Origin of the sequence: Psychrobacter urativorans (genome assembly GCF_904846695.1) — a bacterium.
GTDB classification, from domain to species: Bacteria; Pseudomonadota; Gammaproteobacteria; order Pseudomonadales; family Moraxellaceae; genus Psychrobacter; species Psychrobacter urativorans.
Map to the genome: position 1 here is coordinate 222,873 of NZ_CAJHBR010000001.1, position 17,994 is coordinate 240,866.

The following is a 17,994-nucleotide window of genomic DNA, read 5'->3' on the forward strand; positions in this document are numbered from 1 at the left end:
GGGATCGAAGACAGTGTTGCACAAAAGTCACGCCGTGCTTAGATATTAGTAGTCAGCAGCAGATTAAAATTGACCTTACGGCAGCAAGCTCTTATAGTCGATTATTGGATACTCCGAATAAAAAGACTTGCTGATAAATTAGGATATGCCCTTGAAGCCTTTTAATCATAGTTATGACCCTAGTGTTTTGCACAGTGCAACAGCTAGCAATCGATTAGATGCTGAGCTGCGCAGCTTTAGTAGTAAAGCGCCGTTGCCAGCTAAGTCAGTTGCTGGCCAGCTTTGGGTGCCTAGCGTAAAGCTATTATTAATTGGCTTAGCCAGTAGTCTTATGTATAACAGTTATGCAGCGCCTACTACTACATCTATCCTGGCAAAAGACAGTGTAGCTTCTGCACCCACTGTGAACTATGGCTCATGGCAGCAGCCTAGCACAGAAGTATTGGCGTTACCCAACTTACGTGGTGACAGTCTTAGCTTCGCTGAACAGTATCAAAACAAGCTGCTGGGAGAATGGTCGCTACAGAGTATCAATGGGCAAGTGAAGATGGAGCATGACCCTTGGATTCAAGAGACGGTCAAGGAGATGACTTGGCGACTTAATGCGCAAGTGCGCCAGCAAGCTCCGATGGCGGTAGTGATCATTGATAGTCCCACTATTAACGCTTTTGCTGCGCCAGGTGGGCTAATCGGCATTAATACGGGCACTATTAGCGCTGCCAAAAGTATGGATGAGCTAGCAAGTGTAGTCGCTCATGAAGTTGCGCATATTAGTCAGCGTCATTATGAGCATAGCGCTGATGAGCGTAAAAAGGCGCTGCTATTGCAAGTAGGCGGTATGATAGCTGCGATAGCGGCTACCGCTGTTGATGGTGACGCCGCCGCCGCCGTGATGATGGGTAGCCAAACAGCAGCTATGAACAGTGGCATGGCGTTTAGTCGTAGCAATGAGCGTGAAGCGGACCGTGTTGGCATGCAAATCATGAATCAGGCTGGCTACAATCCACGGGCGATGGCCAGCTTCTTTGCTACCATGAATGATCAAGGACAGTTAAATCAAGTTGAGAATCAGTTTTTACCTAGCTTTATACGTTCGCATCCGTTAAGCAATGAGCGCTTAAGTGAATCGCAAAGCCGTGCTCAACGTTATCCTAATTTGTCATTGAATCAGCAGCAGCGTCATCAAGCCCTATTTGATTTACTCTATTGGCGGGTACAAAGTACCGGTAAGCGTATGACCCAAACCGCCCTGATGAGCGCTGCTGAAAATAGCGTTGGCGCCAAACTAGCGTTAATGCATTGGTATGGGGAACAGCAACGTTTTGCTGAAGCGCAGCAACTATACAAAGCCCTCAGGGCGTTGCCGCTATCTGAGCAACAGTTGCTAGAGCCGCTGTTATCTATTACTCAAAGCCAAATACTAGTTGAGCAAAATAAATGGGCACAAGCAGCGCAGATTTTGCAGTCGCAACAGAGTCTATATCCCGAGCGCCGTGATTTACGCTTATATTTAGCAGATGCGCTGACCAATAGTGGTAATCCTACGCAAGCACAAGCACTGTTAAAGCCGCTAACGCTGCAGCAGCCTAGTGATCGCTATGCTTGGCAGAGCCTACAATTAGCTAATGAAAAAATAGCTAAAACCTCAACGTCGCCACAATTAGCGAAGATTGCCACTATCAATGCCTTACGTTATCGCAGCCATGACCAGCTATGGACTGGACGCTACGATAGTGCAATGACCTCGTTGACCCAAGCCAAGCAGTTGGCTGAGCAAATGCAGGCAAGTGGGCAAGAGAGTAGTGCTCGACCTTTGCTGGCGAATATTACGCAAGAAATTAGCCAAGTAAAAACCGCTAAAGACTATAAGCCTTAAGCGGTATAATTAAGCAGCCGGTATAATTGAACAGTCAGCTTAGTGAAAAGTGCTTTATCACTCTTTATACAAGCTGTTAACGGTTACCCTTGCAAAGCATCTCTTACTAACTTTGAAATTAACCCAGGATCTGCCCGACCTGCTGTTTTTTTCTTTAGTTCGCCCATCACTGCGCCCATATCACGCATAGAAGTAGCACCTTGCGCAGCGATTTCACTGCTGACTAGCGCGGCAATTTCACTATCATCCATTTGTTTAGGCATGTACTCATTAATAATATCAATCTCGAACTGCTCTTTAACTGCCAAATCTTTGCGATCATTTTCAGTAAAGATAGCTAAAGATTCTTGACGCTGTTTAAGCTGCTTTTGTAGCACATCTAACACATCGGCATCTTCAAGTTCGATACGACGATCAATCTCGATTTGTTTGATTACTGCATGCACATTGCGTAGAACTTTTACACGCTCTATCTCGCGAGCTTTCATAGAAGTGACGATAGTGTCTGCTAAATGCTGTTTAAGTGGACTCATAGCTATTATTATTCCTAATCAGTTAACCGTGTGAAGTAAGATCAAAACTTATTGATACCACTCAGTGATAAAAATTGTAGCATAAAAAACGCCACTGATATCGATAGATAACAGTGGCATTAGTATAACGCTTGTAGTTATTGATAGGCCAATCAGTGATTAGCCTAAATAACTATTAGTACATACGTGTAGTACGTACAGTATCACGTTGTGTTTTTTTCTTATAACGCTTCACAGCAGCGGCTTTCTTGCGCTTGCGCTCTTGCGTTGGTTTTTCATAAAACTCACGCTTACGCACGTCTGATAAAACACCAGCTTTTTCGCAAGCACGCTTAAAGCGGCGGATAGCGATATCAACTGGTTCGTTTTCTTTAACCTTAACTGCAGGCATGAAGACTCCTTATAGGGATGAGATACATAAAGGCATTAGTTTGGCTGTATAGTAATATTTAGTCGCAATATCTCAAGATCGCAGACATCAGCTCAAACTAGGATAGTCTTGCGCAATAGCACAAGGCCGATTATTTTAATCAAAAACCTGAGCAAAGTCAAAGATTTTAATATATGTATTCTACAAAACTAGTATAAATTCCTTACTGACTATAACGATTTATGCTTACTTTATGCTATGATAATTTTAGGCTGACGGTAGCTAAATTCACGCTTTTATGTCAATTTTATTAAGGATGTTGGGATGAGCAAAGCAGTATCAAAATTAGGGTCAAAAAACCCATTAAGCACTGCATTATTGACTACGCTAGTGCTGGCGTTAGGTATTAGCATCAGTGCTTGTAGCAGTGAGCCTGAAGCTGGAGCAGAGTCAGAAGAGATCTTGGCAGTGGATCGCGTTGATCAAGCAGCTGATATTGCTCGCCAGTTAGCGCCAAAAGCAGAAGATATGAAGTTCCCAGCGACTGCTCCTGCCCCTGTAGTTGCGGCCGAAGCCACTCCTGCTGCTGGTGATATGGCCGTAGCAGCAGATGGCGCAGCAGCTCCAGCCGCTGAGCCTACTGAAGATCTAGCGGTCAATGTTGGGGCAGAGCTTTATAATAAGCAATGCATGGCTTGTCATGCCGCTGGTGTTCTTAATGCGCCAAAATATGGTGATGCAGCAGCTTGGGCACCCCGTATTGCTAAAGGTAAAGAGACTTTATACACTCACGCATCAAAAGGCTTCAATCAGATGAATGCGCAAGTAAATGCAGAAGTTAGTGAAGAGCAAGTCCATGCGGCCGTAGACTATATGGTAGCTGCTGCGAGTTAAGGCTAGTTAAGCGCTTGACGCTGCTGCTAAACTCTACCAATCGAACTGCAAAGTTTGCCGCGCTAATGGTTTATTAACTGCGCTAAAATATGCTGACAAAGTAGCTTGGAGCACAAGTATTAGCGAAGATAAAAAAACGCTATATATGCATTCAGCTCAAGGTTTTAATGAGATGCCCGCACAAGTTGTGAATGGCGTTACTAAAGTGCAAGTCAAAGCCTGTGTTGATTATATGTTAGAAGCAGTTAGCTAATATCAGCTGTAGGCTGTTGAAATTTGTTAAACTAACCGTCATTGTAAACTGCGATGACGGTTTTTTTGTGGCTACAATCAGCCACTCTTTAGCTATAAATAACAGTGAAAACCCTATAAAGGCCATAGCATGAAAGTATTAGGTTTAGAGACCTCTTGTGATGAAACTGGTTTGGCTATTTTTGATAGTGAGCAGATCAATAGTGGCAATCAGGGTTTACTCGGACAAGTACTGTACTCACAAATAGAGTTACACGCCCTCTATGGTGGCGTAGTACCGGAGCTGGCTAGTCGGGATCATATACGAAAGTTAGTACCGCTATTTCATGAGTTATTAGAGCAGTGCAAGATCAGTAAAGATGAGATTGATGCGATTGCTTATACTAAGGGCCCGGGGTTAATTGGGGCTTTAATGACTGGGGCATTATTTGGCCGTAGCTTGGCCTATGGCTTAGATATCCCATCGATTGGCATCCATCATATGGAAGGCCATTTACTAGCGCCTTTAATGGGCGCTAATCCGCCAGATTTTCCTTTTGTCTCGCTACTAGTATCTGGTGGTCATACCTTGCTTATCGCCGCTCGAGGAGTAGGCGAGTACGAGATACTTGGTGAGTCTATCGACGATGCGGCAGGGGAGTGCTTTGATAAAGCAGCCAAGATGCTAGGCTTAGCTTATCCGGGTGGCCCCAATATCGCCAAGCTTGCGGAGACTGGTGATGCCAACGCTTATTCGTTGCCTCGACCTATGCTGCATCGTGGTTTAGACTTCTCCTTTAGCGGGATGAAAACCGCCGTGCATAACCTTATCAAAGACACGCCTGGCTCAGGTATGGGCTCTGCTAGTGATCCACAAGTACGTGCCGATATTGCGGCTAGTTTCCAACATGCAGTAGTCGATACTTTAGTGAAGAAATGCGTCAAGGCGCTCAAGCAAGCTGATATGAGTCGCTTAGTAATTGCTGGTGGGGTCAGTGCCAATAGTCATCTGCGCACTACTTTAGAAACTGAATTGGCCAAAATAAATGCCACAGTACATTATGCACCGCCGGCACTCTGTACGGATAATGGGGCGATGATCGCTTATGCCGGTTATCAGCGTTTGCAGGCCGGACAAGCCGATGACTTAGCGGTCAGCTGTGTACCTCGTTGGCCGATGACTGAATTGCCAGCCTTATAGATGGTTGTTAAATTTTTAGAGTTTAAAACTTTACCACCTTAACGATTTAAGATTTTATGACCTTAAAGTTTTATAGTAAAAAGCTGACAATTTTATGGAAAAGGATAGGTTATGCAGTGGTTAGCTATCGGTTTAGGTGCTGCCATAGGCGCTTGTCTACGGGCATGGCTTGGGCGCTTTAATCCATTACACAGTTGGATACCGCTTGGTACTCTTAGTGCTAATATCTTAGGTGGCTTATTAATAGGGCTAGCATTAGTCTGGTTCGAGCGCATGGGCAGCAATGTACCCGTTAATGCAAAACTGTTTATTATTACTGGATTCTGCGGTGGTCTGACAACTTTTAGCACTTTTAGTGCTGAAGTTTTTGCCTTACTCAATGATGGGCGTGTGCTACCCGGCCTTGGTCTAGTGGGCCTACACGTAGGCCTGACTTTATTGGCGACTGCTATTGGCTTTTATTTATTTAAAAGTATTTTATAATTAATAATCAACAGCTATAACGGCTTAACAATCCCTTCTAACAAGCCAGCAAAGCCTTGCATGTAGGCGGTATCTTGGCTGGAGCTGCGCGTCGCAGCATAGAGCTGACAATAGACGCCATTACCTAGTGGACGAGAAACTACCCAGCCTTTTTTCTCATATTCCGCTACTACCCAATCGGGTAAGGCCGCTACTCCACGTTCACTAGCAACCAGCTGTATCAGCATTGCCGTCAGCTCAGTAGTACGAATATTGTTGAAGTTTACTTGTGCAGGGGTCATAAAGTTGGCGATGATATCTAAGCGCTTAACTTCGACTGGATAAGCAATCAGAGTCTCAGTGGTTAGATCATCAGGACGTATAAAGTCTCGCTCGGCTAAATCATGTAAAGGCGATAGCACTAAGCGACTTTCATACTCAAATAATGGCTGATAACTCAGACCTTCTATCGGCAAATTACTAGTAGTAATCAATAGATCAATATCACCTTCCATCAATAGATGATGTGGCTCAGGCTCAAAGCCAGTAGCGAAATCCAACTCTACGTCAGACCACTCACGGCGATAGCGATTAAGTATCGGCATCAACCAATCAAAGCAGCTATGGCACTCCGATGCTAAACGTAGTCTGCCTGCTTGACCGTGAGCTAAACGTTTAAGGTTGGCTTTAGTGCGAGAGACTTGTGGCATTATGCTATCAGCTAGGGCCAATACCGTTTTGCCCGCTGGGGTAAAAGTAAGGGGGCGAGTACGGCGATTAACTAAGCTAATATCGTAGTAGTTTTCCAGCTCCTTTAACTGATGGGAGACAGCAGAGGCTGTCACATGTAGCTCATCAGCTGCAGCCGCTAGCGAACCATGTGCTCGCAAAGCGGTTAAGGTATTAAGATGGCGAAGCTCTAACATAAGATGACCTGAGTTTTATATTTATTTAAATCAGTTGTTAAGCCAGTATTTAAACTAATCCTTGCAACCTCTATTAACGTCGACGTAGTAATAGCTGCGAGATCACTACTAATACTATAGAGGCGGCTAGCAATAAGGTACCAATAGCATTGACTTCAGGTTTAAGCCCTACACGTACCATCGAATAAATCCTTAGCGGCAGAATCTCGTAGCTAGGGCCAGTGACAAAGGTCGATACTACTACATCATCGAGCGATAAGGTGAAAGCGAGCAGCCAACCAGCCATCACTGCTGGCAATATTACTGGGATCAGCACAGTGCGTATCATCGTCGATTCGCTGGCCCCTAAGTCACGTGCAGCCTCCATTAAGCTCTCATCTAAGCTACTCAAACGGGCGAATACGGTAATCACTACAAAGGGCAAACAGAAGGTAATGTGCGCTAGTAACAGCGACACAAAGCCCAGCTCTAAGCCAATCAATAAAAACAGGGTCAACAAAGAAATAGCCAGTACAATCTCAGGCGACATCATCAACACGAATAACAAGCCGTTCAATAGCCCTTTACCGCGAAAATTATAGCGATGCAAGGCCATAGCAGTCAGTACCCCTATCAAAGTTGATACAGTAGCAGCCACTAACCCTAAGATAATAGAGTGCCAAAACGAATCAAGCATTGCCTGATTTTTAAATAGAGATTCGTACCACTTTAAGCTAAAACCGTCCCAGTTATAGCCTGTTTTTGACTTGTTAAAAGACATCACTACTAGCACAATGATAGGCAAATATAGCAAAGCGTAGATCAGTCCTAAATAGCCTTTAGCAGCGATACTACCGATCTTACCGTTCATTTTTATAGGGCGCGAATTAGACATTAGGCCACCTCATTAAAGTCAGTCTTGCCAATTCGGCGACTACTAGCTCGATAAGCCAGTAATAATACCGCCATAGCTAAAGTTAACAGCACACTAGCCGCCGCACCAAATGGCCAATCTCGTGCATCTAGGAATTGGTTTTTTATCACATTCCCGACTAATAAATTACGTGAGCCGCCCAAGATATCAGCGACATAGAACATGCCCATGGCTGGTAGTAATACCAGCAGCACCCCAGAGATAATACCAGGAGTAGTCAAGGGTAGAACGACATGCCAAAAAGTCTGTGATCTTGAGGCACCCAAATCTTGCGAGGCCAATAGCATGTCATCACGCAAGTCAGTAAACACTGCATATAAAGGCAACACCATAAAGGGAAATAGCAAATAAGTCAGGCCAACAATAACTGATCCTTGGGTATATAACATATCGATAGGAGTGTCGATGATGTCAATCGCCAACAGCGCTTTGTTGAGCAAGCCATTAGTCGCCAGCAGTAACTTTAGCGCATAAACTCGCACTAATGAATTGGTCCAAAACGGCAATATTAATAGCAACATCAGCAAGGGTTGCCAGCGTGCCTTAGTTCTGGAGACAAGCCAAGCAAAAGGGTAGCCCAGCAGTAAGCAAATAAGAGTAGTGATACCTGCCATCCACAGCGAGTGGACAAACACCTCAAAATACAGTGGATCAACCATGCGTACATAGCTGTCAATACTGACCGGTAAGCTAATGAAGTCGCTAGTATCACGAGTCAAAAAGCTCACTGCTATTACCAATATATTTGGCAGTAGCGCAAAGATCAGCAGCCACCCCCAAATAAGCCATAACGTAGTGGTGCGAAATATACTTTTATTGCTCAGATGAGTAGCGCTTTTACCTGCCATTAGCTCAAATCCTTATGCACAGTTGCGCTACTCATATCGAAAATGGCTTTAGGTACGACTTCATCATCGATAGAGCCGTCATTAGGCAATACCCATTCCCAACCGTCGACCCAAGTGACTTTCACCGGCTCATTCATTTTGTAATCAAAGCTAGGGTCATCTTCATCAAAGAACTCTGAGGCTTTTATAATATGGCCATTATCCAACTCAATAATAGAGTCTAGAGTACTGCCTTTGTAGTTACTCTCAATTACTCGACCTAGCAATCCAGAGTGAGAGCTGTCATTGGCTTCATAAATACGTAAGTCCTCTGGACGCAGTAGTAAATTAACGATATCACCAACCTTTACATCACTAACAAAGTTAGGACGGCGTAGATTACGCAAAGTAGCCGGTGTTGCTTGTGCTTGCGCCTCGCAGACTTCGACTTCGATACGGCCGTTAGTAACGAGTCCATCACGATCTGGCTGTTGCGGATAGACGTTCTTTACTTCAGCCTTAAATAGATTGGTTTCACCGATGAATTTGGCAGTAAATAGATTCGCTGGAGTTTCATAGATCTCAATAGGAGTGCCAATCTGCTGGAACTTGCCATCTTTCATCACTGCAATACGATCGGACATCGACAGCGCTTCTTCTTGATCGTGAGTGACGAATACAAAGGTGATACCTAGCTCACGTTGCAGACGTTTGAGCTCTGATTGCATCTGCAAGCGTAGCTTATAATCAAGCGCTGAGAGTGGCTCGTCTAGAAGGAGTAACTTGGGACGGTTGATCACCGCACGAGCAATAGCCACCCGCTGCTGCTGACCACCAGACAAGTCTTGCGGACGACGATTGGCCAAAGCTTCTAGCTGCACCATTGCCAACATATCGCGCACTTGAGTTTGAATCTCATCCTTCGGTACTTTTTTAAGCTTTAGCCCATAAGCAACGTTTTGCGCTACGGTCATATGAGGGAATAGAGCGTATTGTTGAAATACGGTATTGACCGGACGTTTATCAGCAGATAGCCCAGCCATTTGTACCCCATCTAACTGAATATTTCCGGCTGTCGGTTGCTCAAAGCCGGCAATAAGGCGTAGCAAAGTCGTCTTACCACAGCCCGATGGGCCTAATAAAGTTAGGAACTCACCTTGTTTAATATCCAGATTGATATCTATTAATACTTCGGTTTTATCATAGGACTTTTTTAGCCCAGTTATTTTTAGTAGGGTATCAGTAGCAGCAGATGCTTGAGGGTTTACGTCTGAGTCAGTCATGATCGAGATTCCTAAGAGACCAAAATAGAAGGTGTCTGTAGTGAGAGAGCAGTTAGGTAATATGCTTAATATAAACGCTTAACGTCGAGACCTAATAGTAAAGCTTGGCATTAGGCATAAGCTCAATGTAATTGTTGCGTATTATAACAAACCTTCCCTATAAGTTGCTGCAAGTTACGCAGGCTATACTTTATTGCGCCTAAACTATGGCGTTACCGTTTAGTTGACTGACTGCCTAAGATTTCATTGAATGCTAATGACTGTAGCTGTGCTGATAGGTCTGGCTAACATAAAAGCCCATACGGTTTGAAAACAGCTAATAAACTGAGGGCTGACATAACGGTTTAGAAACAGCTAATAAACTGAGGGCTGACATAATATGAGGGCTATTTGATGCTTTGATGACAGCCATCTGTATTGGTCAATGACTAAGCGACAGCTGCTAATATTAAATTTTTTATTATTATTTTACTTTTATTGCTATACAATAATTTTGATACTAATGAATAATATAACCCATTTATAATCAAGGATTGCTAATGCCTAATGCTAATCGCCCAAAAACAGGAACGGAAGCGCTTGCATTGCTTAAAGAGGGCAATAGGCGCTATGTGGATAGTTTAACTAGTGATCCATCGATGCAGCGTCGTCCAGAATTAGTCAGAGATCAAGATCCACTAGCTATTATTTTAGGCTGCTCGGATGCTAGGGTGCCCGTAGAAATTGTCTTCGATCAAGGTTTAGGTGATTTATTTGTGATCCGAGTAGCCGGTAATATAGTAGCACCGTCACAAATCGGGTCTATTGAGTTCGCTGCTGAAAAGTTCGATACTAAATTAGTAGTTGTACTAGGTCATTCAAATTGTGGAGCGGTAAGCGCTTGTGTAGATACCCTAATTAATCCTGAGAAAAACTATTCACCAAATTTACAGTCTATCGTTGATCGTATCCGTCCAAGTGTCTATAACTTACATGAACTGGCCACTGCTAATGGGCAAGATGTGGATGCCGAAGAGCTTATAAATCGCTCTATACGCGCCAATGTACGCATGTCAGTGAGTCAGCTCAAACACGGCTCACGAGCTTTAGAAGATTTATCAAGTACCGGCCAGCTGTTAATCGTTGGCGCAGAATACAATATTGACACTGGCAAAGTACGCTTTTTAGACAGCTAATAAAGTACTCTCGACTAGCAGAAGATAGCGAAGTCGCTGATAAAGGCACTTTGGTTGTTTTTTGCTATAACATTATCGATAGCAGTAATATCTGTGCTAATAACATTATTTTAAAAAGTGAGAACAATTATGTCTAATGACACTAATCCTAATACTAATAACATCAATGCTAATAACACTAATGCCAAGAGCAATGACAGCAGCAATCATATCTCTCAACCTGCGACTAGTATCCAAGTGCCGGGGGTGCAGCCTATCGCTATGGTGACTAGTGGCTTTACCTTTAATCACACTATGCTAAGAGTCAAAGATCCCATTAAGTCTTTGAGTTTTTATACTGGAATTTTAGGTATGAGCTTATTAGCTATCAAAAAGTTCCCCGAAATGGGCTTTGATTTATACTTTTTGGCTAAGTTGACTGATGAGGAGCGTGACAATCTACCAGCGGGTGATGATTTGGCTATCTATGCCTTCCGTCAGCGTGGTATCTTGGAATTGACGCATAATTATGGCACTGAAACTCAGCAGGACTTTAGCTATCATGATGGCAACGAAGAGCCACAAGGCTTTGGTCATATTTGCTTTACTGTGCCCGATTTAGAAGCTGCGGTTGCTTGGTTTGATGATAACAAGGTTGATTTTAAAAAACGTCCAGAACAAGGTAGTATGAAAAACATCGCTTTTATTAAAGATGTTGATGGTTATTGGATTGAGATTGTGCAGGCCGACTTGATGGGCTAGTGCTTTAATCGCCGTTAGTTTTGCTTATCGAACTCTATAATGGTTAAGTAATATAGTTTTGTGCTTGATAGTTTCAATAGCCTAGCGATAAACACCATAAAAAAGACAGGAATAATGATTCTATGCCTACCTCTGATACTGACGTTGCAGCGGCTCCTACGGAAGCTCTGACTTACCAAACTATCACTGGCACTGCTAATGAGCTATTAATAAGCTTTATAGAGCGTGTTCCTTATCTAGTAGCAGCAATAATAGTCATGCTGATTTTTTGGTTGCTATCCAAAGTTTTTAAAAAGGTTGTGATTAAACTATTAGGCAAACAGCGTAACCATCAAAACTTAATCAAAGTCTTTCAGCGAGTAGGCGCGGCGCTGATATTTTTTATTGGTTTTATGATAGCTATGGTAGTTGCTATTCCCGGTTTTACTCCTGCTAAATTAATTGGTGCTTTGGGTATCGGTTCAGTAGCTATCGGCTTTGCTTTTAAAGATATTTTCCAAAACTTGCTATCGGGTATTTTGTTATTGTTATCAGAGCCATTTCGTATCGGCGATCAAATCGTCTCCGGTAGTTTTGAAGGTACCGTTGAAGATATCAAAATCCGTGCTACTACGATTCGTACCTATGATGGTCGACAAGTAGTAATCCCTAACTCAGACCTTTATACCTCGGCTTTGACGGTCAACACCGCTTATAAACAGCGCCGCTTACAGCTAGCTGTGGGCATCGGTTATGCTGATGATATTGAACAGGCCAAAGCACAGATTATCCAAGCGTTAACTAGAGCAAACACGGTTTCAACCTTAGCTGCACCAAGCGTTATCGCTACTAATTTGGGAGATTCAACGGTTGATTTGATCGTGCGCTGGTTCATTGAAGATGGTACCCAAGCCAACAAAGTGGCTTCTATTGATCAAGTCCTGATCGAAGTCAAAAAAGCGCTGGATAGCGCCGGTATAGATATGCCATTCCCAGTACGTACTTTAGATTTAAGTGATCCTTCAGTATCAGCCATAGCCAAGCAAATAAAGCAGCAACAGGATAAGGATAGCTAGGTTTAGCAATTGGATTTAGTAACTGGGTTTAGTAAGCAACTGGGCCTGCTAAGTAGTTTGCATAAACCGCTGCTAGCTGTAGTGACTAATTTGAGTAATTGCTGGCCGATCTATGGTCTATTCGCTGGTCAAATTCGTTATGGTAGCTAAGGTTTGAGCACAAAAAAACCGCCACTATCGAGGATAGAGCGGCTTCATAATTCTACTGATCTATTAAATTAATAGTATTAGTCGTCTTTATCTACTTGGTAATCATCATGGCATGATTTACAGCTTTTACCGACCGCACCAACAGCCATCTTTATATCGTCAGCAGAAGTTGCTGTTTGTGCCACAACATTCAACTCAGCACTAGCCTGCTGAAAATCTTCCGCTTTGGCTTTGAAGTCGGCCATATCAGTCCAAACTGCTTCTTTAGCATTACCAATGGCTGCTTTATCTTCAAAATGAACCCAAGGGCTCTTAGATTCTTCCGCTAAAAATGAGGCTTGCTCTTTTAAAGTTACCGCATCAAAAGTATCAGGCTCTTTTACCATCCCACCTATTGATTTCATGGTATCACCGTAGTTCTTCATGATATCTTGACGGGCTTTTACATCAGGATTGGTAGGGCCGCTACAGGCGCTTAAGCCTAGTGCCAAAGTCATCAAAGTGACGCTAGTGATAGATTTTAATGAGGTAAGGTTATAAAATTTTGACATAGTAAAACTCCTTTATACGTGGCTTGTGATAAGCGTATTAAATCATACTGACCTTAAAGTGCTTATGCAAAAACAAGTGGCTACGTTAGACTAGCTATAAATAAAGTATCTCTTATAAAGTTAAGGTCAGCTACAGGAGCTGACCTTCGGATATGCTAAACGTTTACTAGCAAATCTAATTTTATAACGTAAGACATTTATCTGCTTATCAGAGTTATTATGCCAATAAAGACTATAAAGTCAACCAATCCCGAGGTTTTAAGTAGAAGTCAGTCAATTCAAACTCTGGCGTGCCAGCTACAGGCTCGAAGCGGTAGTGCCAACTGGCAAGCGGTGGCATGCTAACTAAGATTGATTCAATGCGGCCATTACTCTGTAAGCCGAACAAAGTTCCACGGTCATAGACTAGATTATATTCAACGTAGCGACCACGACGATAAAGCTGAAATTCGCGCTGCTCGTCAGTATAAGGCAGATCTTTGCGCTGCTCAAAGATGGGAATAATACCGTCGAGGTAGCCCTGACCAACTGCTTGCATAAGTTGAAAACAAGTATCAAAGTCCCAGCCACGACTTTCAGTATTGACATCATCGTAGAACAGACCGCCAACACCGCGCTGCTCATCACGATGACGTAAATGGAAATACTCATCACACCATTGTTTAAAGTCCGAGTAGATATTGTCACCAAAAGGCACACACAAGTCATGACAGACTTGATGCCAATGCACACAATCTGCCAATACTGGATAAAAAGGCGTCAAGTCAAAACCGCCACCGAACCACCAAATAGGCTCTTTACCAGCGGCTTCGGCGACGAATAGACGCACGTTAGCATGGCTAGTAGGGACGTTAGGATTCTTGGGATGTACTACCAAAGACACGCCCAGTGCTTGCGCTTTACGTCCGGCAATATCAGGATGACGAGCAGTTGCTGAGGCTGGCAAGTTGCTGACATGAATATGGCTAAACATCACCCCAGCTTTTTCGATTACCTTGCCATCAGCTAAAATACAAGATCGACCACCGCCACCTTCAGGACGCTCCCAATCATCGGCCACAAAAGTAGCTGTACCGCCGTCAGCGCTTTCTTGCGCTTCTAGGGTCTGACAAATTTTGGCTTGTAGTCCTACTAAAAATTCACGAACTCGTAGTAGGTCAGCTGCCGTTACGCCGCCCTCAGATTCTGAAGTGTCTGTGCGGGCAAGTGGTGTAGGATTTAATTTAGGAATAGTCATAAAGATCTCTATTATTATAATGAAGGTTTAGGACTTAGAACTCAGCAGTGGCAACTTAGAACTCAGCAATCGTCAATTCACAAAACGCTCTAACTAATGATCGCTCTAGTATTAAGCATTGAGAAACTAAGGTCTTAATGGTCAAAGGCTTTAAAGCGCTATTTTTTATTATTAAAGTACCAGCAGTGTTCTAAATTTCTGGGTCTAGTAAATGGCCCATGCGATCACGTTTAGTGGCCAAATAATCAGCATTCATAGCATTGACCCCTACTACTAGAGGCACGCGCTCAACCACTTCGATATCATGCTCAGTTAGATAAGCGATTTTGTCTGGATTGTTAGTAATTAGTCGAACCTTGTCAACGGCTACATGAGCCAGCATAGCGCCACACATATCATAAGTGCGAGCATCGGCTGGAAAGCCTAGCATAAGATTGGCATCCAAAGTATCATGACCTTGATCTTGCAGAGCATAGGCTCGGATCTTATTGGTCAAGCCAATTCCGCGACCTTCTTGACGCAAATATAAGATAGCGCCACAGCCTTCCGCTTGAATGGCCTGCATGGCAGTATTTAGTTGCGCCCCACAATCACATTTAAGCGAGCTAAAGGCATCGCCGGTTAGACATTCAGAGTGAATACGTACTAAAGGCACTGTTTTATGATGCTCATCAAGCTGCTGACCACCGTTATTACTAGCCGCATTTACACTGGGCAAAACTTTGTCAGTTGACTTGTTATTAGTGCTTTCAGCTGAGCGGTCAGTAGCAGTAATAGCAGCCACTTGGTTACTGCTAATGGCACTACGCAAGGTATCTTGCTCGTCAACAGGCAGGCCAACTGTGAGCATTACATGCTCTTGACCATCACCGTTTTCAAACATGTGGATATCGAACTCGCCATGACGAGTAGGTAATTTAGCACTGGTAATAAAATGATATGACATTACTGTCCTGCATAGGCCGATGATGTAAACGGTACAAAGTATGAGTGTTATGATTATTGGGCTGATGGCGACCTTGTTAGTAGGTGAGCTATTAGTAACCGATAAATAACAACGATGAGTGCTAGCTATATTGGCATCAATACCCAGAATACTAGTCTACGTTAGCTTTACTAGTCACTTCACTAGCAATAAAACACATAAAATTCACAGAGTAGCCACGATGATTGGAGCGATGGGCTAAAAAAAATGCTATTATGCCATACTATTTTAACAGATACAGTCCCGAGTCTTTGCCCTTACATTACTGTATCGTCATCAACATTTAGTATGAATACTCAGCAACAGTGTTTATTATTGAGTCTTACTATAAATGATTAGTGGCGATGCACTAAACATATCGTTATCTACAGTCAATAATTGCAAGCTTTATGCCGCTATTGTCAAGATTGTAGAATATCCATGTCTCCGCATCATAACGATAACGGAGCGCATTTGATAGGGTAAGGCGGCACCTTGTCAGCAGATTGGTAGGTATAGCACGGTTTATGCAGCAGTCACCTCATTCCCCACAGTCTCGGTCAGCGTCTACTTCGACGTCATCAGCTACTGAGTCTGCTGCACACCTAAACGGTTTGCAACAGACTTATGTGACGATTCCGCATACACGTCCTCAGACCTTGTTATTGGATAGTATCGATAATCCCTCTGACCTTAAGACATTATCTACCGATAAGCTAATCACTCTAGCTGACGAGTTACGCTTGTTTTTATTATATGCAGTTGGTCAAAGTGGCGGTCATTTCGGTGCCAACTTGGGCGTGGTTGAACTTACTATTGCTTTGCATTATTTATTAGATGCACCGCGCGATCAGATCGTTTGGGATGTAGGTCATCAAGCTTATGGTCATAAAGTCCTGACTAGCCGCCGTGAAAAACTCATTGGTATTCGTGCTAAGGCGGGCCTAACGGCGTTTCCTGAGCGTGCAGAATCTATCTACGACACCTTTGGGGTAGGTCATTCATCGACTTCTATTTCAGCCGGCCTAGGCATGAGCTTAGCCTTGCGTTACCAAAAGCGTGAGCAGACAGTCGCTTGTATTATCGGTGATGGTGCTATGAGCGGTGGCATGGCTTTTGAAGCGATGAATGATGCCGTGCAACAAGATGCTGATTTATTGGTTATCCTTAATGATAACGATATGTCTATATCTTGTTCGATAGGGGGCTTTTCACGGCATTTAGCGATGTTGTGGGAATCCGGCTATCAAGTTGATATTTCAGAAACGGGTGAACCAGTTCTGCGTCAGCGCCCTAGCATGCAGGACTTCGATCGACGCAAACGTCATAAGCAGCATCGTGAGGTGCCTAAGATTGAAGATAATTTATTTAAAGCTATTGGCTTTACCTACTTTGGCCCATTTGACGGTCATAATTTGCCGGAGCTTCTGCGGGTATTAGGTAGAGCCAAGCAGATAAAAGGCCCAGTATTAGTTCATATCTATACTACTAAAGGCAAAGGCTTTGCGCCTGCTGAAGCAGATCCTGTTGGCTTTCATGCCATAGGTAAAGTAGCCGCTGTTGACAGTGTGAAAGATTTGCAGACTAAGCCTGACTTGCAGCAAAAAACGCCTCTGAAGTATTCGCAAGTATTTGGACAGTTTTTGTGTGACAAAGCGCCACAGGATGATAAACTGCTGGCCATTACTCCGGCTATGGAAGAAGGCTCGGGAATGACGGACTTCGCTCGTCAATATCCTGAGCGTTTTTTCGATGTGGCGATTGCTGAGCAGCATGCAGTGACCCTAGCGGCAGGGATGGCTACTCAAGGTGTTAAGCCTATAGTAGCTATTTATTCCACCTTTTTACAGCGCGGCTATGATCAGCTCATTCATGATGTGGCCTTACAGAATCTGGATGTAACCTTTGCCATCGATCGTGCTGGCTTGGTGGGGGAAGATGGGGCAACTCACGCAGGAATATTTGATTTTGCCTTCTTGCGTTGTGTTCCTAATATACTAATTGCTGCCCCTAAAGATGAAAACGAGTGCTACCATCTATTGAATACTTGTTATGAGTATCAAGGCTGTAGTGCTGTACGTTATCCACGTGGTAATGGGGTAGGCGCTGCTATTGAGCTACCAGCACAGCAATATCCAATAGGGCGCGGAGTAGTGGAGTTAGTATTAGGCGCAGATAATGCGGTCACTAAGCTGGCGATTTTAGCCTTTGGTACTTTAGTTGCGACAGCGCAACAAGCTGCTGCTATGCTGATGGATAGTCATACTGATATTCAAGTCCAAGTGGTCAATATGCGCTGGGTCAAACCTCTAGACACTCAACTGTTAGAGAGCTTGATTAGCCAAGGAGTCACCCATATTGCTACTGTAGAAGAGCATGTGATTATGGGCGGCGCTGGTAGTGCGGTAAATGAGTATTTGCTAAATAGCTCGCCGGCCTTTAAGTCTAATAGACCGGCTATTGCTAATATTGGTATTCCTGATAGCTTTTTGGCTCATGGTTCACCTTTAGAGCAGTTAGTTGATGCTGGTTTAGATACGACTGGTGTGGTTGCCCAGTTACAAGCCCTAGTAGTCTGATAGTGGCTGTAATAGGCGCCTACTAA

Annotated in this window: 17 protein-coding genes; 8 read left to right on the plus strand and 9 right to left on the minus strand. The window is 43.6% G+C overall.

All coding sequences use genetic code 11. The annotated features are described in order from the left end of the window. The first annotated feature begins 151 nt into the window (after positions 1-151). Complete coding sequence (locus JMY09_RS00940) at positions 152-1,876, plus strand: M48 family metalloprotease (protein ID WP_227677090.1); 1,725 nt, start codon at positions 152-154, stop codon at positions 1,874-1,876. An 83-nt stretch (positions 1,877-1,959) separates the two neighbouring features. Here JMY09_RS00940 and JMY09_RS00945 read toward each other — a convergent pair whose 3' ends face one another. Then, positions 1,960-2,409: a GatB/YqeY domain-containing protein gene (locus tag JMY09_RS00945; RefSeq protein WP_201621712.1), complete on the minus strand. Its 450-nt coding sequence runs from the start codon at positions 2,407-2,409 to the stop codon at positions 1,960-1,962. 175 nt (positions 2,410-2,584) lie between these two features. Then, positions 2,585-2,800, minus strand: a complete 216-nt coding sequence (gene rpsU, locus JMY09_RS00950; RefSeq protein ID WP_201571244.1) for a 30S ribosomal protein S21 — start codon at positions 2,798-2,800, stop codon at positions 2,585-2,587. A gap of 303 nt (positions 2,801-3,103) precedes the next feature. Between rpsU and JMY09_RS00955 the strand changes: the two genes are divergently transcribed. From JMY09_RS00955 to crcB, 3 genes are all read left to right on the plus strand, one after another. Next, positions 3,104-3,673, plus strand: coding sequence for a c-type cytochrome (locus tag JMY09_RS00955; RefSeq protein WP_201621713.1), 570 nt, complete (start codon positions 3,104-3,106; stop codon positions 3,671-3,673). A gap of 382 nt (positions 3,674-4,055) precedes the next feature. Next, positions 4,056-5,105 (plus strand): tRNA (adenosine(37)-N6)-threonylcarbamoyltransferase complex transferase subunit TsaD, encoded by a 1,050-nt coding sequence (gene tsaD, locus JMY09_RS00960; protein ID WP_201621714.1) that lies wholly within the window; start codon positions 4,056-4,058, stop codon positions 5,103-5,105. Positions 5,106-5,216: 111 nt separating this feature from the next. Then, a complete protein-coding gene (gene crcB / locus JMY09_RS00965) occupies positions 5,217-5,588 on the plus strand; it encodes a fluoride efflux transporter CrcB (protein ID WP_201621715.1) in 372 nt (123 codons plus the stop codon). Between the two features lie 14 nt (positions 5,589-5,602). Here crcB and JMY09_RS00970 read toward each other — a convergent pair whose 3' ends face one another. From JMY09_RS00970 to potA, 4 genes are all read right to left on the minus strand, one after another. After that, positions 5,603-6,493: a LysR family transcriptional regulator gene (locus JMY09_RS00970; RefSeq protein ID WP_201621716.1), complete on the minus strand. Its 891-nt coding sequence runs from the start codon at positions 6,491-6,493 to the stop codon at positions 5,603-5,605. 73 nt (positions 6,494-6,566) lie between these two features. Continuing rightward, on the minus strand, positions 6,567-7,367 hold the full coding sequence (gene potC, locus JMY09_RS00975; protein WP_227677091.1) for a spermidine/putrescine ABC transporter permease PotC: 801 nt from the start codon (positions 7,365-7,367) through the stop codon (positions 6,567-6,569). Beyond that, positions 7,367-8,254, minus strand: coding sequence for a spermidine/putrescine ABC transporter permease PotB (gene potB / locus JMY09_RS00980; protein ID WP_201621717.1), 888 nt, complete (start codon positions 8,252-8,254; stop codon positions 7,367-7,369). Before potB ends, potC begins: the two co-directional genes overlap by 1 nt. Beyond that, positions 8,254-9,516 (minus strand): spermidine/putrescine ABC transporter ATP-binding protein PotA, encoded by a 1,263-nt coding sequence (gene potA, locus JMY09_RS00985; protein WP_201621718.1) that lies wholly within the window; start codon positions 9,514-9,516, stop codon positions 8,254-8,256. Before potA ends, potB begins: the two co-directional genes overlap by 1 nt. Positions 9,517-10,055: 539 nt before the next feature. Between potA and JMY09_RS00990 the strand changes: the two genes are divergently transcribed. The 3 genes from JMY09_RS00990 (at position 10,056) to JMY09_RS01000 (ending at position 12,487) form a co-directional block, all read left to right on the plus strand. Further along, positions 10,056-10,691: a carbonic anhydrase gene (locus JMY09_RS00990; protein ID WP_201621719.1), complete on the plus strand. Its 636-nt coding sequence runs from the start codon at positions 10,056-10,058 to the stop codon at positions 10,689-10,691. A 261-nt stretch (positions 10,692-10,952) separates the two neighbouring features. After that, positions 10,953-11,432, plus strand: a complete 480-nt coding sequence (gene gloA / locus JMY09_RS00995) for a lactoylglutathione lyase (protein WP_227677109.1) — start codon at positions 10,953-10,955, stop codon at positions 11,430-11,432. Positions 11,433-11,554: 122 nt separating this feature from the next. Further along, a complete protein-coding gene (locus JMY09_RS01000; protein WP_201621721.1) occupies positions 11,555-12,487 on the plus strand; it encodes a mechanosensitive ion channel family protein in 933 nt (310 codons plus the stop codon). A 227-nt stretch (positions 12,488-12,714) separates the two neighbouring features. Here the strand turns inward: JMY09_RS01000 and JMY09_RS01005 are convergent, their stop codons facing one another. The 3 genes from JMY09_RS01005 to ribA all read right to left on the minus strand — a co-directional run bounded on the left by JMY09_RS01005 (position 12,715) and on the right by ribA (position 15,371). Then, positions 12,715-13,188 carry a c-type cytochrome gene (locus JMY09_RS01005; protein ID WP_201621722.1) on the minus strand — a complete coding sequence of 158 codons (474 nt, stop codon included), beginning with the start codon at positions 13,186-13,188 and terminating at the stop codon, positions 12,715-12,717. 232 nt (positions 13,189-13,420) lie between these two features. Further along, positions 13,421-14,425 (minus strand): oxygen-dependent coproporphyrinogen oxidase, encoded by a 1,005-nt coding sequence (gene hemF / locus JMY09_RS01010; protein WP_201621723.1) that lies wholly within the window; start codon positions 14,423-14,425, stop codon positions 13,421-13,423. A gap of 190 nt (positions 14,426-14,615) precedes the next feature. After that, positions 14,616-15,371 carry a GTP cyclohydrolase II gene (ribA, locus tag JMY09_RS01015; protein ID WP_201621724.1) on the minus strand — a complete coding sequence of 252 codons (756 nt, stop codon included), beginning with the start codon at positions 15,369-15,371 and terminating at the stop codon, positions 14,616-14,618. Between the two features lie 545 nt (positions 15,372-15,916). Here ribA and dxs point away from each other — a divergent pair. Beyond that, a complete protein-coding gene (gene dxs, locus JMY09_RS01020) occupies positions 15,917-17,968 on the plus strand; it encodes a 1-deoxy-D-xylulose-5-phosphate synthase (RefSeq protein ID WP_201621725.1) in 2,052 nt (683 codons plus the stop codon). Positions 17,969-17,994 lie beyond the last annotated feature (26 nt).

Bases quoted from the DNA above. Each gene is read 5' to 3' on its own strand.
- JMY09_RS00945 (WP_201621712.1), bottom strand. From the start codon at position 2,409: ATGAGTCCACTTAAACAGCATTTAGCAGACACTATCGTCACTTCTATG.
- rpsU (WP_201571244.1), bottom strand. From the start codon at position 2,800: ATGCCTGCAGTTAAGGTTAAAGAAAACGAACCAGTTGATATCGCTATC.
- JMY09_RS00955 (WP_201621713.1), top strand. From the start codon at position 3,104: ATGAGCAAAGCAGTATCAAAATTAGGGTCAAAAAACCCATTAAGCACT.
- tsaD (WP_201621714.1), top strand. From the start codon at position 4,056: ATGAAAGTATTAGGTTTAGAGACCTCTTGTGATGAAACTGGTTTGGCT.
- crcB (WP_201621715.1), top strand. From the start codon at position 5,217: ATGCAGTGGTTAGCTATCGGTTTAGGTGCTGCCATAGGCGCTTGTCTA.
- JMY09_RS00970 (WP_201621716.1), bottom strand. From the start codon at position 6,493: ATGTTAGAGCTTCGCCATCTTAATACCTTAACCGCTTTGCGAGCACAT.
- potC (WP_227677091.1), bottom strand. From the start codon at position 7,367: ATGTCTAATTCGCGCCCTATAAAAATGAACGGTAAGATCGGTAGTATC.
- potB (WP_201621717.1), bottom strand. From the start codon at position 8,254: ATGGCAGGTAAAAGCGCTACTCATCTGAGCAATAAAAGTATATTTCGC.
- potA (WP_201621718.1), bottom strand. From the start codon at position 9,516: ATGACTGACTCAGACGTAAACCCTCAAGCATCTGCTGCTACTGATACC.
- JMY09_RS00990 (WP_201621719.1), top strand. From the start codon at position 10,056: ATGCCTAATGCTAATCGCCCAAAAACAGGAACGGAAGCGCTTGCATTG.
- gloA (WP_227677109.1), top strand. From the start codon at position 10,953: ATGGTGACTAGTGGCTTTACCTTTAATCACACTATGCTAAGAGTCAAA.
- JMY09_RS01000 (WP_201621721.1), top strand. From the start codon at position 11,555: ATGCCTACCTCTGATACTGACGTTGCAGCGGCTCCTACGGAAGCTCTG.
- JMY09_RS01005 (WP_201621722.1), bottom strand. From the start codon at position 13,188: ATGTCAAAATTTTATAACCTTACCTCATTAAAATCTATCACTAGCGTC.
- hemF (WP_201621723.1), bottom strand. From the start codon at position 14,425: ATGACTATTCCTAAATTAAATCCTACACCACTTGCCCGCACAGACACT.
- ribA (WP_201621724.1), bottom strand. From the start codon at position 15,371: ATGTCATATCATTTTATTACCAGTGCTAAATTACCTACTCGTCATGGC.
- dxs (WP_201621725.1), top strand. From the start codon at position 15,917: ATGCAGCAGTCACCTCATTCCCCACAGTCTCGGTCAGCGTCTACTTCG.